This is a genomic window from Sphingobium sp. RSMS (genome assembly GCF_005406185.4).
Taxonomy (GTDB): Bacteria; Pseudomonadota; Alphaproteobacteria; order Sphingomonadales; family Sphingomonadaceae; genus Sphingobium; species Sphingobium fuliginis.
Genome location: NZ_CM191257.1, coordinates 1,523,597 through 1,538,474 on the forward strand (window position 1 = coordinate 1,523,597; position 14,878 = coordinate 1,538,474).

General features: G+C 61.0%; 13 protein-coding genes. 7 read left to right on the forward strand and 6 right to left on the reverse strand.

The window, feature by feature from the left end:
• Positions 1-69: 69 nt before the first annotated feature.
• Positions 70-684 carry a DUF6933 domain-containing protein gene (locus EGM87_RS07065; RefSeq protein WP_262857330.1) on the forward strand — a complete coding sequence of 205 codons (615 nt, stop codon included), beginning with the start codon at positions 70-72 and terminating at the stop codon, positions 682-684.
• 65 nt (positions 685-749) lie between these two features.
• Here EGM87_RS07065 and EGM87_RS07070 read toward each other — a convergent pair whose 3' ends face one another.
• Positions 750-1,469 carry an RES family NAD+ phosphorylase gene (locus tag EGM87_RS07070; protein ID WP_137710361.1) on the reverse strand — a complete coding sequence of 240 codons (720 nt, stop codon included), beginning with the start codon at positions 1,467-1,469 and terminating at the stop codon, positions 750-752.
• 41 nt (positions 1,470-1,510) lie between these two features.
• Here EGM87_RS07070 and EGM87_RS07075 point away from each other — a divergent pair.
• Positions 1,511-2,262, forward strand: a protein-coding gene (locus EGM87_RS07075; protein WP_148564693.1) for an IS5 family transposase whose coding sequence is annotated in 2 segments (ribosomal slippage) — positions 1,511-1,841 and positions 1,841-2,262 — 753 coding nt in all. Because the reading frame shifts where the segments join, the coding sequence is not laid out codon by codon here.
• Between the two features lie 41 nt (positions 2,263-2,303).
• On the opposite strand, the gene EGM87_RS07080 is transcribed toward EGM87_RS07075, so the two are convergent.
• The 3 genes from EGM87_RS07080 to EGM87_RS07090 are packed head-to-tail and all read right to left on the reverse strand — an operon-like array spanning position 2,304 to position 7,982.
• The gene (locus EGM87_RS07080; RefSeq protein ID WP_137710360.1) at positions 2,304-2,717 is read right to left on the reverse strand and encodes an MbcA/ParS/Xre antitoxin family protein; all 414 of its coding nucleotides are present in this window, start codon (positions 2,715-2,717) and stop codon (positions 2,304-2,306) included.
• A 53-nt stretch (positions 2,718-2,770) separates the two neighbouring features.
• A complete protein-coding gene (locus EGM87_RS07085) occupies positions 2,771-7,012 on the reverse strand; it encodes a strawberry notch-like NTP hydrolase domain-containing protein (RefSeq protein WP_137710359.1) in 4,242 nt (1,413 codons plus the stop codon).
• 40 nt (positions 7,013-7,052) lie between these two features.
• Positions 7,053-7,982, reverse strand: coding sequence for a DUF7146 domain-containing protein (locus EGM87_RS07090; protein WP_137710358.1), 930 nt, complete (start codon positions 7,980-7,982; stop codon positions 7,053-7,055).
• Between the two features lie 124 nt (positions 7,983-8,106).
• Here EGM87_RS07090 and EGM87_RS07095 point away from each other — a divergent pair, with 124 nt between their 5' ends.
• Positions 8,107-8,766 carry a lytic transglycosylase domain-containing protein gene (locus tag EGM87_RS07095; RefSeq protein ID WP_137710357.1) on the forward strand — a complete coding sequence of 220 codons (660 nt, stop codon included), beginning with the start codon at positions 8,107-8,109 and terminating at the stop codon, positions 8,764-8,766.
• Positions 8,767-8,853: 87 nt separating this feature from the next.
• On the opposite strand, the gene EGM87_RS07100 is transcribed toward EGM87_RS07095, so the two are convergent.
• Complete coding sequence (locus EGM87_RS07100; protein WP_137710356.1) at positions 8,854-10,125, reverse strand: tyrosine-type recombinase/integrase; 1,272 nt, start codon at positions 10,123-10,125, stop codon at positions 8,854-8,856.
• Between the two features lie 247 nt (positions 10,126-10,372).
• Positions 10,373-10,843: an Lrp/AsnC family transcriptional regulator gene (locus EGM87_RS07105; RefSeq protein ID WP_044663163.1), complete on the reverse strand. Its 471-nt coding sequence runs from the start codon at positions 10,841-10,843 to the stop codon at positions 10,373-10,375.
• A gap of 161 nt (positions 10,844-11,004) precedes the next feature.
• Between EGM87_RS07105 and EGM87_RS07110 the strand changes: the two genes are divergently transcribed.
• The 4 genes from EGM87_RS07110 (at position 11,005) to EGM87_RS07125 (ending at position 14,855) form a co-directional block, all read left to right on the forward strand.
• Positions 11,005-11,238, forward strand: coding sequence for a hypothetical protein (locus tag EGM87_RS07110; RefSeq protein ID WP_025548787.1), 234 nt, complete (start codon positions 11,005-11,007; stop codon positions 11,236-11,238).
• A gap of 281 nt (positions 11,239-11,519) precedes the next feature.
• Positions 11,520-12,911 (forward strand): sugar transferase, encoded by a 1,392-nt coding sequence (locus EGM87_RS07115; RefSeq protein ID WP_025548789.1) that lies wholly within the window; start codon positions 11,520-11,522, stop codon positions 12,909-12,911.
• A 269-nt stretch (positions 12,912-13,180) separates the two neighbouring features.
• Positions 13,181-13,378: a hypothetical protein gene (locus EGM87_RS07120; protein ID WP_130029976.1), complete on the forward strand. Its 198-nt coding sequence runs from the start codon at positions 13,181-13,183 to the stop codon at positions 13,376-13,378.
• Between the two features lie 301 nt (positions 13,379-13,679).
• Complete coding sequence (locus tag EGM87_RS07125) at positions 13,680-14,855, forward strand: hypothetical protein (RefSeq protein ID WP_044662417.1); 1,176 nt, start codon at positions 13,680-13,682, stop codon at positions 14,853-14,855.
• Positions 14,856-14,878 lie beyond the last annotated feature (23 nt).

Consider the following 14,878-nt stretch of genomic DNA (forward strand, 5'->3'; position numbering starts at 1 on the left):
CGGTCCGCTGCGAACGCCCGGGGGCCGAGGTGCGAATGAAAGACGGGAAGGTTTCACACGACCCAAAAAATGTGGCTGAGCAACCGCTACTGTCGCGGGGATTGCCATCCACATGGCAAGGCCATTAGCGTCGATGGACTCACTGATCGCCGAAAACTATCGTCTGCCGTGATGTTCCACCTCCATTGCACGAAAAAGCTACTCGATCGGATCAAACCGGAAGTCGCTGTGCCTGGGCAAAACGACACAGCGCTGGGCAACTGGTACGCCACCGTCCTGTTCTGGAAGCCGCAATTAGCTTTGCTGGTTTCTGAGCGCACGCTTCTTCCCGTGCTAATGCCGCTGGCTCCAGCGGCCACGCTTGCTCGACGCTTCCCGGCGCAGCTGGCGCTTGTCCTGAAAGAGCACGGTGCCCCAAGCGAATTCATCGCGCAAGAAGTCTGGCGAATGGACAAGGTCCAGTACGCCAAGACGGCGAACCGGAGCGTCGTAGGCATCCTAAATGAGTTCGTTAAGCAGGCCGAATTCTGGCTGGCCGCCTATGCCTATGAAAAGGGTGATGACGACGACCTTCTGGCGATTTCCGCCAAGCTAGCAGAGACACCGTGTAGCCCGCTCTACAAGGGCCCGGTCTCACCAGACAGAGCCCTTCATGAACTCGTGAGGGCTGGTGCGCAGGCATGAACCCTCTGGCCGTCAACTGCGCTCGGAGACCCTACAGCACTCTGCCGGAAACCCAGTCTATGCGGTCAGACAGGGTCGAGCGGCAAATCGACGATACGGAAAACCGCCCCTGATCCGGCATCACGCACGAGGTCAACTCGCTGGCCATCCCAGTGATAATCGAGGTGGCGCCCCTGCAAGGGGTTTGACGCGCAGTCCGGGTAGAAGAGTGCGACGCACTCCCCACCGGGATGCCGGATGCTCGGGTAGATAATTCCGTCGGATTCTGCGCCCCTGAGATTCGCAGCGAGAGCTTGAGATGCCGCGTAGCTGTCAGGGTCCAGCATCGGGGCCGGTTCCGCAGCTGCGGATCTAAGATCATGTAGGTCTGCATCGACCGCCATGACGATCTCCCGGAACTGCGAAGTCCAGCCAGCCGCTTCCTTTGTCCGTGCCATGAAGCGGGCATGGTGGTGGATCGTCTCGAACAGCGCGGTTTCAAACCGGTCGCCAACGTAGAGCACGCCAAAGCTGCCATCGGTAAAGCGGCTTGGCCGGTCAGTGCTGACGTGGGTGAATGCCGCCATGAGGTAGGAGGCCCCGTTGCCGCCGACGCGCCGGCCGACAGGAACGAGGTCGAGATTGCCGATCGTGGCCATGATGCGGGGATTGCTTTTCTGCTCCGCCGAAATCAGCAGCGGCCAGTCGGCTGGATCAGCGATGTCTTCGAACAGGTCAATCGGCGGGAAGGCGCTGCGGATGATCCTGACAGCACCCTTCCAATCAACTCTAGGGGTTGTGGGGATTTAGGATTCCCATTTGTTGGGAGATGTGATTCACGCTCTGGATGGACCGTTTCGTACTGACCGACGCCCAATGGGCAAAGATGGAGCCACATTGTCTGGGTAAGCCGACTGACCCTGGGCGGAGCGGAAGGGACAACCGGCTATTCATGGAGGCGGTGCTGTGGATTGTTCGCACGGGCAGTCCATGGCGTGATCTGCCCGCCATGTTCGGCAACTGGAGTACGGCGTTCAGGCGGTTTCGCGATTGGCGGGAAGCCGATATTTTCAAGCGTATTTTCGATGTGCTGTCGGAGGAACCCGACATGGAATACGCCATGGTCGATGCGACCATCGTCAAGGTTCACCGGCATGGCCAGGGCGCAAAAGGGGGACTCAGGGCCAGGCCATTGGTCGCTCAAAAGGCGGCATGACGACCAAGATTCTGGCGCTGACCGATGCCTTGGGCAATCTGGTGCGCTTCGAGTTGCTGCCGGGCAACCGCTACGACACCATAGGCGTCGCACCGTTGATCGACGGTATTGAGTTCGGTGCCCTGCTGGGCGACAAGGCCTTCGATTCCAACTGGATTGTACAGGATCTTGATCAGCGTGGGGCGAAGGTTGTCATTTCACAACATCCCGGCCGCGCCCAAAAGCTCAAGATCGACGTCGAGATGTACAAATGGCGTCACCTGATCGAAAACTTCTTCTCCAAACTTAAGGAATTCAAACGCATCGCTATGCGTGCCTGCAAAACCGACCAGAGCTTCTCTGCAATGATCTATCTCGCCGCAGCCATCATCAACTCACGATGAATCCCCACACACCCTAGAGATTGGGATGTCCGCCGCTTCGCTCACCAGCCACTGCGCTCGGCGTCGAGGTAGCGGCGCACCCGCATGATGTCGGTGATTTCGCCTCCAAGCATCACGTCGAGCGCACTCGCTCCGCCGAACGCATCGTTGGCCGCCCTGATCCAGGCAACACCACGGGTCGCCTCCGAGAAGATGATCCGGAGCGCCTTGTGGATGCCCATGAGGTTGGATAGGCGCGCACGCCCATCGCGCGAGACGCGCCCGGGGCCTTCCGCCTTCCAGCGCCGATAGGTGCGAACCGGCATGTCGAGCAAGGTTGCCGCCTGCTCGTCGGTCAGTTCCCATTTGCCGAACAGGTTGAGGACTGCCCGGAACATGGCAGCTGCCTCGTCTTGGGTGATGGGATCGGGCCGGAAGGCGGCAACGGCGGTATCAACAGGTTGCAAAGCCAGCATAGCACTTCTCCATATGGCATCATATATGGGGTTCAATGCCATTTGGCAAGGAGCTATGCCGATGATATCAGTCGGGCAATCACGCTCGCCGCGCCCTCGATCGGCACGAAGAGCCGGGTCTGATAGCGGATGATCTCGGTAAAGCAGCCTTGGGCTTTGTACCAGTCGAGGCGGGCTACGCTCCAACCGGTGAGCTCAATTCGCTGTGAGCCATTTACCAGGCTGCGCTTGACCATGAGCTGCTCGCGGCCGGCGAATTCCATGGCCCGTCCCGTTGCCAGGACGGTCTGGACAATGTCATCGGCGGACAGCGCCTGCTCGCGCTCGAAACCAAGGGCCCGGCACAACTCCGGAACGCAATGGACGGGAACCTCACGGCCAAGGAGCGAGCGACCATCCGCCGCCGAGATGCGGCTGACCCTCACGAAATCCGAAGGGAGCTTGTCCCAGACCGGCAGTAGGAGGCCCGTCGCAAGATAGAGGCGCTCGCACTTGTGGCTAGTCCGCGCTTCCTCGACCTCGGCTGCCCAGGCTTCGCGAAAAGCGTCGATGGAGATATCCTCCCAGCTGCTCTCAGCGAGCTGGTCCTCGGTGATATGGCTGCGCTTCAGCGGGCGCAGTAATTCGAAGCGGGCCACGCGCGTACCGTCATCGGCAAGGATGCTTCGGGCGGGCACCAGCAAAGCGACCCGACTTGAGCGGGCGTTCCGAACGGGCCGCTGTCGCTGCCCAGTGATGCCGTGAAGCTCCTCGAGCCGTTTCAGCGTGAGCGGCTTCAGGGCTCTGGCAATTTCCAGTTCCAGCAGATGGGTAGTCGCGCCCGAGGCCGGATCTGTGCGCAGCAGCGTGTCAGACAGGACCGCGAAGTGCTCGACTGCGATCGTCTCTAGGCCGAGATCAAGTGTACCGGCTAGCCGGGCGGCATCGATGCGGGCTTCGACCAGCCCCATGAACTCATCGAAGATCGCGTTCTGCAGCGCGATGGGAAGCGCCAGGATGCGATTGAGCCAGCGCTGGATTGAAGGCAGGTCATCGACCATTGAACCATCGGGCGCTTCGATCCGGAGGCCCGTCAGTTCCTGAAAGCGCCCCACGCTAACCGCTTCAAGCTTGCCGGTGAACAACAACCCGAACCAGCGATGGAGCGCTTCCTTGGCGTAGATGCTTTCGAGATTGTCGGCCGGATCAAACAGGTTCTGCCCGCCAGTCTGGCGCTGCCCGCGCGTCAGAGCGCCAAGACTGTCTAGACGCCGCGCGATCGTCGATATGAACCGGCGCTCGCCGCGCACATCGGTGGTCACTGGTCTGAACAGCGGAGCCGATGCCTGGTTGGTACGATTGGTCCGGCCAAGCCCCTGGATTGCGGCGTCAGCCCGCCAGCCCGGCTCAAGAAGAAAGTGGACGCGGCGGGCCTGGTTTCTCGCTGCCAGATCGGCATGGTAGCTGCGCCCGGTTCCCCCAGCGTCGGAAAAGACGAGGATGCGCTTGGCGCCGTCCATGAAGGCCTGGGTTTCAGCGACATTGGCGCGCGGCGACCGCGATTGGAGCTTCTGACGACCATCGCGGCCGACGATGAGCCGACGCGTGCGACCGGTGACTTCGGCCACTTGGTCAACGCCGAAGCGTTCGATGATGGCATCAAGCGCGGTCGCGATCGGCGGCAGGGCACAAAGCTGCTCGATCATCCGGTCGCGTGCGGCGAGTGCGGAGCGGCACAGTACCGGTGCGCCTTGCTCGTCGCTCATCGGCTCGGAGCGCGGATTGCCGTTTTCGTCGGTGAACAGCGCCATCAGGCGAACAGGAAAGCTCTTGGCGAGATAGTCGATCACATATTCCCGCGGGGACAGGTCGATCTCCAGAGTTTCGCGCTCCTCGTCTGACAGGTCGGCAAGTCGGCGGTCGAGCATGGCTTCTGCCGTCGAGACCAGCTGGACGACAACAGCGTGACCGTCGGCAATCGCCGTATCGATCGCAGGCAGCAGGCTCGGGAGCTTCATAGACAGAAGCAGCTGTGCGAAGAAGCGCTGCTTGGTTCCCTCGAAGATCGACAGCGCTGCAGACTTGGCGCCCGAGTTGAGAGTGCCGCCGGTCTCGCTGTCGACGATCCGCGTGGCCTCCAGCGCTTCGTGCAGGTTGGCGTGAATGATCGCCCAGGCCTCGGCATAGGCATCATAGACGGCGATCTGATCCTCGCTCAGGCAATGCTCGAGAATCTCGTATTCGACGCCGGCGAAGGACAATGCTCGCGCGGTGTAGAGGCCGAGCGACTTGAGGTCCCGGGCGACCAGCTCCATCGCTGCGATTCCGCCGTCACGAATGTCGGCAACGAAAGCCTCGCGATTGGCAAAGGCGGTCTCCGGACCCCAGAGCCCAAGGCGCGTGGCATAGGCCAGGTTGTTAACGTCGGATGCGCCAGTGGCCGAGGCGTAGAGCACCCTTGCCCGGGGCAGGAGGTTCTGCAGGCGCACCCCGGCAATGCCTTGCTCCGATCCCTTGACCTTGCCTCGTGATCCTTCACCGCCGGCGGCGTTGGCCATGGCGTGCGCTTCGTCGAATACGATCACGCCATCGAACTCCTCACCGGCCCAGGCGAGGATCTGGTCAAGCCGCGTTGCGTCGCTTCGGCCCGAACGCAGTGTCGGATAGGTGACGAAGAGGATTCCGTCGCGCATCGCGATGGGGGTGCCCAGCTTCCAGGACGCCAGAGGCTGGATGTCGATCGGGAGGCCGCCAAGCGCAGCCCAGTCGCGCCGCGCATCTTCCAGCAGTGCCTCATTCTTCGAGATCCAGATATGGCGTCGTTCGCCGCGCACCCAGCGGTCGAGAATGACGCTCGCAACCTGTCGGCCCTTGCCGGCGCCCGTTCCATCACCCAGGAAATAGCCCTGCCGGTACACCTGACCTTCCGCCGAGGCCTTGAGCGAACAGCCCTTGTCCTCGGGTTCGAACCTGCCCGGCAAATCGCGCGCATGGGCACTTGCGGCGTAGATCAGGGTTTCTGCCTGCGCAGCAGACAGCAGTCCCTTGGCGATAAGCCCGTCAGGCAGCTGCGGCACCGCGTCGGGCTTGGGTGCCGAAATCGACCCCATGGCAACGGACTCGACGAGCGGCGTCGGATGCCCTGATGCACCATCAATGACGATCCTGCTCGGACGATAGGGAAGATAGTGGCCGACCTGATGGTCAAGCGGCGCAGGGGCTTCGAGCGACTGGTAGGTGAGCGACCCAATGGCGGAGGCTGCAGGAGTGATCCTTGCTGGTGTCGGCAGCGGCCTGCGCGGCGCGGCGACCAGAAGGAACGGGGCACGAGCCGGAAGGCTCAACTTCTGGGGAGCAGCCTCCGGGCTGGCGCGAGCCGGCAAGGCATCAACAAGATCGACCAGCTGGCGGAACTCGTTCGTGCGAATAGCGATGGGCTCGTTGGCACCTTCCACCTTATCGAGAACCAGCAGCCGCGTGGTGATCCCGGTGCCATTCTTGATAAAGGCACGTTCAACCGCGGCATTGAGCCGCATCGACACTGGCCCCTTCGCCCCGGCCAGAAACCGCGCGCAATCGAACCATTCAGGCATGATCGCGACCAGCCGCCCGCCGGGGGCAAGCCGGTTCCAGGCCGAGCGCAGATGCCTCGCTCCGGTGCGGCTATCGTGGCCCCGCTCGATCCCATGAGAATATGGCGGGTTCATCAGCACGACGCTCGGTGCGATGACCGGATCGAGCAATTCGTCGATGAGCTCGGCATCATGCCCGGTCACGCGGGCAGCCGGGAACGCAGCAGTCAGGCAGTCGCGGCGCAGCGGCGAGATTTCGTTCAAGGCAAGGTGCGTGCCGGCTTTGGTAGCCCAGACTGCGAGCATACCGGTACCGGCCGAGGGTTCGAGCACGAGTTCGTCGGCGACCAGCGAGCAAGCCCGGGCAGCGAGCCAAGCAAGGCGCGGCGGCGTTGCGAATTGTTGCCATTCGATCTGCTCGTCGCTGCGATTGGTCTGGGTCGGAATTCGGTCATCGAGGGAGAAGAAGAACTGTTCCGCCTCGTCGATCGGGCTCGAGAGCTGGATCTGATCGAACGCTTGCAGGTATTGAACCTGTGCCAGCTCTAGAGCTGCGTGGGCGTCACGCACCGACCAACGCCCGAGAGCATCGCTGCCCTCGAAGTGGTCCGTCATAATGCGGTTGATGTCGCTACGCGAAAGCGCGCGGCCTGCTGCAAGCTCTGAAGCGATGATCTGGGCCGCCGTCGCAACAGCGGGCGGTGATGGTTCATCGAATGCAAAAGCGAGGGCAGAATTGGACATGGGAACCTCCTGACGAGGTCCTGCGGCGGGCAGGCCTCAATCAGCCAAAGGCCCCCTCCCCTCTGCCCAACGGATCAGGTTTACGGGCAAGCCGAGACATCAGCTCATCGTTCCAGTCAAAGCCGGGCGAGGCCGGTGCTCGTGAGTGGATGACACGATTAGGCGCAGCGTAAGCCTTCAGCGCTCGCTGTTCCGCGAGAGCGCCTCCGGCATCATTGTCGATGAACAGATGGAGTTCACCCACGCTCTCCGGGATCGCAACAAGGCCGAAGCGCTCATTCCCGAGCGTTGCCCAGCAAGGGATGTCGAACAGCTGCATGGCTGAGAGGGCGTTCTCGATACCTTCGGCAAGTCCAAGACGCCCTTGTACCGGCGGCGCCAGTCTGACGGCACCACAACCAAGGGTGCCAAGCGCACGCTTGGGCCGCTCGAAAGCGGCGAGCTTGCCGCTCGCCAAGTCGAGAAACGTTCGGTGTACCGCGATTATGCCAATGTCGGTTGTTACTGCGGCCAGCATCGCGGGCAGAAATTGAACAGCGCCGCGCGGCCCAAGCGGCGTGCGCGCCAGGTAGCGGAGTTGATCGGATCCGCGCAGAAGACCGCGCTGCGCAAGGTATTGTACGGCAGGGCTGTCGGAGATCGCCGTCGCCGATTGCCACAAGCGCCGCGCATTGGGACTGAAGTCGCCATATCTATGCTTTTCGATGGTCTCAGCGTCTGAAGCGTTGAAAAGGTCGCGGCTGCGAACGCCCTGGCGATCCAACGCCGCGATGACGTCCTCATTCAGGCATCCCGCAAAGCAGTGAAACAGGATAGCTTTGCGCCCCAAGGTCACACTCAGCGACGGAGTTCGGTCGTCATGCGCCGGGCAGCAGCACATTCCTTTGCCCCGGCTCCATGTACCTTGAAGGCTTTCAACGATGGTGCGGGCGCGGCGTTCGAGTTGATGAGCTTTGTCTAACGGGGGCATCGACCTACTCCGGTTGAGGTGCCCTCCCCGCGCAGCCTCCGCTCTGCACTCGCGCCAAACCAATTTCCTACGTCGTTTGTTCTTTATATGTTCTGACTCGATTCGGCTAGACAAGGATCGAGAAATGACAATCAAAACTCTCTTGATCGCAGGCATCGCGATCACCTCTGCTATCCCCGCCACTGCCCAGGAGTTGCCAACGCCAGCAACAATCGAAGCACCCGCCAGCCACTCCGACGGCATTCGGATTGCTGAAACATCGAACGGCTTCCAGCTGGTCGAGCATGGGCTGTGGCGGTCCACCCAGGAAGGCCCGGCATCTGTTCTTACTGTGCAGCAAACTGGGCGGGTCTACCTGCCCTACAGTTACGACCCCAAGGCCAAAAAACGTGGCCCGTCCGACTTCAGGCGAACAAGCTACCTGCCCCACATCTATGCGGCGGAAGCGAAGTACTCATTGCCCGAGGGCCTGCTCGATGCTCTCGTATGGACGGAATCTCGCTACAACCCTTTGGCCGTCAGTCCGGCGGGTGCCGCGGGCCTTGGGCAGCTGATGCCCGCAACAGCAAAGGAACTCGGGGTCTTCAACCGTTTTGACCCGATGGCCAACATCTTCGGCGCGGCGCGGTACCTAAGGCAGATGCTCGACAGGTTCGGCGTGGTTCACCTCGCAGTGGCTGCCTACAATGCCGGTCCAGGGGCGGTCGAGCGCGCAGGCGGCATTCCCCGCAATGGCGAGACGCCCGGATATGTCCGAGAGGTCCTTCGACATTGGCGTTTCTAGAGATCGATCCACGATGGCCAGAGCAGAGTCCATCATCCAGCGGCTTCTGGCTGGGCTGATTTGTAGCGGATTCGATCCCCTCTGAAATTAGCCGTCTTTGGCCTCGGATGGGTACTTGGCTGCGATCTGCATTACCTCCTTTCCCCACAACGCCAACGCCTCTCGTTTCTCGTTGGTATATTGGTGACGGTGATAGACCCCAGCGACGCCAGCCATAGCTGATCCTGACTGGTGATTGAGGACCGCCTCAGAAACCACCAGGGGTATGCCAAGACGCTGGAGACCGGTTGCCACCGTCCGTCGAATATCATGCATTGTGAAGTGACCGGCCTCATAGCCGAGCTTCTCGTCCACGCTTGCTCTGATCCGCTTCCAGGCCTTCGATAGTCCGCTGACGCTGTTCGTATTGGTGACCTTCGATGCCAACAGGATCTGGGATTGCTTGTGGGCCTCGTCGGGGTCGATGCCAGCCGCCATGAATATCTCGGTGATGACTGCCAGGGCCTGCGCGGATAGCGGCACCACATTCGCCTTGCCGTTTTTTGCTCGGTCGCCCGGAACTGTCCAGACTTTCGCCTTGAAATCGAACTCGTCGCACGCTGCATCGAGCACCTCGCCCCGGCGCTGAGCCGTAAGGATAAGCATCTGCACGAGATGACCGAACGGATAGCCATCCTCGACCGCAGATTGCCACAGTGCAGCAAGCTCACGGTCGCTGAGTACACGGTCGCGAGGTTCATTCCGCTTCGGGCGCCACGCATCCCGGCAAGGATTGGCGGGCATATGCTCAAGTCTGGTGAGCGCCCACGTGTAGAAGGTCGAAAGATGGCGATATACGATCCGCGCCATCGTCAGGGTTTCCTTGCCCCTCTCGAACGCAATTTTCTCAACGAAGCGGCTCACGTCACTTCGGGTTATGGAGTCTGCGAGCCGGTCTCCAATCTCGGGCTCAATGTACTTTCGGAAGACCCGATCGAACTCCCTCGCGCTCCGCTTTTTGCCCTCGATCTGCTGAGCAAGGTACGTCTCGTAGAGCTCCGCGACTGTCCCTACGCCTTTTGACACCTTCCTCTTTGCGCCCGCTTTTCTGGCGATGCTCTTGCCCTGCTCGACATCGACAAGCAGATCGCGCGCCTTCTTGCGGGCATGGGCCAGTGTAAAGCTCGGCCCATGGCGTCCGATTGTCACATTCAACCATTTGCCCTGAGCCCGCTTGCGCAGAATGTACGTCTTGATACCACTGGCACCCATGCGGAGCCTAAGGCCGGGTACGATACCATCGGCGAGCTCAATCTGACCCGCAGTCGGCGCCTTCAGCCCTGCGATCTTTGCGTCCGTCAAACCTACTTTGTTCGCCATATGTACCTGCTACCTTAGGTAGCTTTTTGTAGTGGATACTGGCGAACATTTCAAGAACAATGCGGACTATGAATCGTAGTTTTCCGCCATTTTTGGACACATGCGGACGTGCTAGGACCCTCTGATCATGGCTCTTAATCAGCGGGTCCTAGGTTCGAGCCCTAGTGCGTCCACCAAAAAACTGCGTCCACCAGATCCTCCCCACCCTTGATGCATCGCCGCACGGCTTCTCCCGTCGCCCTCAAGGTCAGACCGGCAGGGCGGTGGTGAACTTCGTCATGGACAGGGCGAAGTGCGACGCAGCACCGGCGACCGAGGGATGCCCCAAAAGGGTCATCATCAGGAAGCGATTGTAGTCCGCGACATCCGCGACCACGATGCGCATCAGATAGTCCCATTCCCCCGACATCGAAAAGCATTCGACGATTTCCGGGCGACCCTCGACAAACTGCTCGAAGGCGCGGCGGGCCTCCTGCGCGTGGCTTCGCATGCGGATGTTGCAAAGGACGTTGACGCCCCGCCCGACCCTTTCCGGATCGACCAGCCTGACCGTCCCGGCGAGGACGCCCGCAGCCTCCAGCGCCTTGATCCGACGCCAGCAGGAAGCGCTGGAAGCCCCGACCCGCTCCGCCAGCTCGGCATGGCTGAGCGTCGCATCCTCCTGCAGGGCTGCGATGATCTTTCGGTCGACGGCATCGATCTGTCGGTCCTGTTTCATGAGGAGCAGGATAATCGCCGCATCCCTTTCATCCAAGGGTCCAGTTGAACGATCCGACGCGGATGATTTTGCCGAAACGAAAAGCCTGAATCCGCTTTCCTTTTCGGCCAGCCGGGCTATTCTGTCGACAGGTCGCATCAGGGATGGTTGGGACTGCGGACATGATCGACCTTTCTCCCCAACCACAGGACAAGGGCAGCGGCGCAAAAGCCGCTCCTGCCGCGCCTCAGCATGATCCTGTGCAGACGAACAGCCGGGAGGATGGAAATCCCGCTTCATGGTGGCATGTTCCGCAAGAGCAGATGGAGGGCGCGATCCAGCGCCTGTCGCGCTGGGCAGGCCCCTTCGCGCTGCTCGCCACGCTGTTTTTGCTGGGGTGGTGGATAATAGGCTGATCCTGCTGGTGATTCGGATCGGGCGGCGTTCTGCGCGCCCCGGAAGCGCCGCATGGCAACGCTCGCCATTTCAGGTCGTCGCAAATCTGGGGCAGAGCATCTTCCAGGACAAACGGATCATCGGAAAAGCGGGTCCGCGCACCCCAAGCCCGATTGTCAGTCCACGGCATTTATGCCCTGCTGCTGCGCAACATAAATCAAAACGCTGCGGATGTCTGATGGTTAACACACTGCCGCGCGGCGGTGCCCGGCTTGACGTCAAGACATAAAAAGGGTTGCAGATGTCGAAAATTGATCTGGCGATCGAAGGTGTTCCCAGTCGCCAGCCCGCTACGGCCTCAGGGCAGCGGAATGCGCGGCTTTGGCTGTGCCTGCTCCTGCTGGTTGCCGATATGGCCGCGCTTGCCACGGGCTTCGCCTTCGGGCTGCGCGCCGCCGGCCTGCAATGGCTGGCGGACGGGCAGTGGCAGCCGCTGGCGGGCGGCATGATCGTTTACGCGGTCCTGGCTTTCCATAACCAGGCCTATAATCCCCATTGCCTGATGCGCATGACGCAGTCCTGCCGCAGCGCCACCATGGCTTTCGCAGGAACATTGCTGATCTTCCTGCTGGTTGTCTTTTCGCTGAAGGCGACAGGACAATTGTCGCGGCTTGGCATTTCGGCCGGTATCTTGTGTAGCGGCACTTTGCTCGTCCTACAGCGGCTGATGATCGTGCATATGGTGCGCCGCAACTTTGCCGACGGCCTGTTCGCCCAGCTCCTGATCATCGATGACGGCGCCATTCCCGACGACGTCAGCGGCATGGTGATCGTCGATGCGGCGGCCATCGGGCTGAAGGCCGATCTGGACGATCCCTATATGCTGCATCGCCTGGGCACCCTGCTCCGCGACTATGATCGCGCGGTGATCTCCTGCCCAGCCGAACGCAAGGCGGATTGGGCCCAGATGCTGAAAGGCGGCAACATATTGGGCGAGATCATCGTGCCCGAACTGGACCCGATGGCGCCGCTGGCGGTCCAGTCTTACCGCGGCACGCCCACGCTGGTGGTGTCGCGCGGGCCGTTGAACCTCGCCAACCGAGCCAAGAAGCGCCTGCTGGACATCGCTTTGACCGTACCGGTGCTGATCCTTCTCGCGCCGCTGATGGCGGTGGTGGCGATCCTCATCAAGCTGGACTCCCCGGGCCCCGTCTTCTTCAAGCAGGAACGGATCGGACGCGGCAACATGCTGTTCCATATCCTGAAATTCCGCAGCATGAAGGTGGAGCAGTGCGACAGCGCGGGCGCGACTTCGACGCAGCGGGACGACAATCGCATCACGCGCGTCGGCGCATTCATCCGCAAGACCAGCATCGATGAACTGCCGCAGCTCATCAACGTATTGCTGGGAGAGATGAGCCTGGTCGGCCCCCGCCCCCACGCCCTGGGATCGACGGCGGAGGAACAGCTATTCTGGCAGGTGGACCGGCAATATTGGCACCGCCATGCACTGAAGCCGGGGATCACCGGCCTGGCGCAGATCCGCGGCTTCCGGGGTGCGACGGAAACGCGCCGCGACATATTGAACCGGGTCGAGGCGGATCTGGAATATCTGCATGGCTGGAGCCTGACCCGCGACATTGCGATCCTGTTCGGAACGCTGAACGTGCTGGTCCACAAGAACGCTTATTAGCGCCCGCCGAATGCCAAATCTGGAGCGCGAATCGGCGGAGCGGCCAAGACGCGGGAAAGCGAAAAAGGTTCCGCCGAGAAAATGATATTTGCGACGAAATGTTGCTGAAAACGCTTCGTCGCAAAAGATCTTATCCCAGATTAAGAATTGAGCGCCGTCGCATGGTCATATGCGACGAATCGATGTCAGTAGGCCTTCCTTCCCAACTATTTGTTAACCGCAAAATCGGATATTAACGCCATCACCAATCGGGCGGCGGGAACATCGACGTGGCGGAAGAATTTGCAGCAGTTGCGACGGCACCCTCTTTGATCGAAACGGCGGAGGTGCGCCGTGAGCTTCCCGCTCGCATCGACGGCATGACGTTTGCCGATCACGCCGAAAGCGGCGTACAGCTCCTGTCGCGTTGGGCCGGCATCGTGGCCTTTGTCGGCGCGGTCGCGGCCATCGCCTGGCTGATCTTCTGACCGGACTCGCAAGGCTCAAGCTTTCTCCCAGATTAACAGCTGCAGGGTGCGCCGGGACTGGTCCCGCCGCGCCCTGTTTGCGATGAACCGAGCCGTTGTTTTGACGCGACAAGCTGCTTTTCGGGCAGTGGTTTTACGTAGAAATACTTCTAGCATGCCCTGATTGCTGCAATGCAATAAGGGTCGATTGGTTTTGAACAAATATAATAATCCGCGATTGCGGGGCCGCATTTCTGCGCCCTGCGATCGACAGACTTCATGGTCGCGCACCTGTTTTGCGGCAGCGCTAAGTGGTGCCGCAATGGTCGCGGCCATGCCGACAGTTTCGCAGGCGCAGGATAATGACGGTACGACTGAGCCAAAGCGCATCAACAATGCCATGGAGCAGAAGCGGATCAGGGATTACGGTCTTCATCTGACGGCCGGCCTCGATCTACTCTATGACGACAACGTCTATCGCGTGGACGACCGCGTCGAAAACCCCACCGACGACCTGATCGTCACGCCCTCTCTGGAGGCGACCTATGGCATGCCGGTGGGCCGTCACGACATCCTGCTGCGGGGGAAGATCGGCTATGACCGTTTCATTTCCGAAGGACAGCGGAGCAAGTTGCGTCTGGATACGGAGGCGAAGGCCAATATCCGCTTCGGCGCGACCTGCCTGATCACCCCCCGCGCCTCCTATCGCCAACAGCGCGCTGATTATGGCGACATCAATTCCGCGACCGAAAACCTCCAGAAGTTCGCCACGGTCGGCGCGGATTTCACCTGCGAGCGCCCGGGGCTGTTCCCTGTGGCGAGCTATGAGCATGACAGGACGCGCAATGCCGACCAGTTCGACTATGCCGACCAGACCAGCGATATGTTCATGGGCGGGATCGGCTATGCCATGCCCAGCCTGGGCACGCTGACCGTTTATTATGAGCGGGTGAACAGCAAACGCGACACGCTGGGCATAGAGAACCGCATCAACAGCTACGGGCTGCGGTTCCAGCGCGCGGTGACGCCGATCACGCAGATCGACGCGGATGTCCGTTGGCTCGACGTCAGCAGCGACAGCGCGGCGGTGGGCGGCTATGACGGGCTGGGCTGGAAAGTCAGCCTGTCGACGCAAGCCATTCCGCGCCTGAAGCTGACGGCCATGACAGAGCGCGCCATCGTTAACGACAGCCTGATCGCCAGTGGTTTCGCCATCGATACCAGCTACCGCATCCAGGGCGAATTTTCGATCTCCGAACTGACGTCCGCCGGCCTTTATGCGGAATGGGACCGCAGAAAGTTCCGTCAGGATGCGGCGCTTCGTCCCTATTCGATAACGGCCGACCGCAATCGTCGCTTTGGCGGGCTGTTGACCAGGAAACTTTCGGATCGTTTCGATCTTACGCTGGATGCCCAGCATTACACCCGCAGAACGGACACCAGCGTCTCCAACTATAGCGGCACGCAAGTAACGTTGGGCGCTGCCCTGCATTTCTAGACCCTCAATATATTGGGAGCATG

Coding starts and splice junctions, on each gene's coding strand:
- EGM87_RS07105 (WP_044663163.1), bottom strand. CDS start 10,843: ATGAAACAGGACCGACAGATCGATGCCGTCGACCGAAAGATCATCGCA.
- EGM87_RS07080 (WP_137710360.1), bottom strand. CDS start 2,717: ATGCTGGCTTTGCAACCTGTTGATACCGCCGTTGCCGCCTTCCGGCCC.
- EGM87_RS07090 (WP_137710358.1), bottom strand. CDS start 7,982: ATGCCCCCGTTAGACAAAGCTCATCAACTCGAACGCCGCGCCCGCACC.
- EGM87_RS07085 (WP_137710359.1), bottom strand. CDS start 7,012: ATGTCCAATTCTGCCCTCGCTTTTGCATTCGATGAACCATCACCGCCC.
- EGM87_RS07065 (WP_262857330.1), top strand. CDS start 70: ATGTGGCTGAGCAACCGCTACTGTCGCGGGGATTGCCATCCACATGGC.
- EGM87_RS07125 (WP_044662417.1), top strand. CDS start 13,680: ATGGTCGCGGCCATGCCGACAGTTTCGCAGGCGCAGGATAATGACGGT.
- EGM87_RS07115 (WP_025548789.1), top strand. CDS start 11,520: ATGTCGAAAATTGATCTGGCGATCGAAGGTGTTCCCAGTCGCCAGCCC.
- EGM87_RS07095 (WP_137710357.1), top strand. CDS start 8,107: ATGACAATCAAAACTCTCTTGATCGCAGGCATCGCGATCACCTCTGCT.
- EGM87_RS07110 (WP_025548787.1), top strand. CDS start 11,005: ATGATCGACCTTTCTCCCCAACCACAGGACAAGGGCAGCGGCGCAAAA.
- EGM87_RS07100 (WP_137710356.1), bottom strand. CDS start 10,125: ATGGCGAACAAAGTAGGTTTGACGGACGCAAAGATCGCAGGGCTGAAG.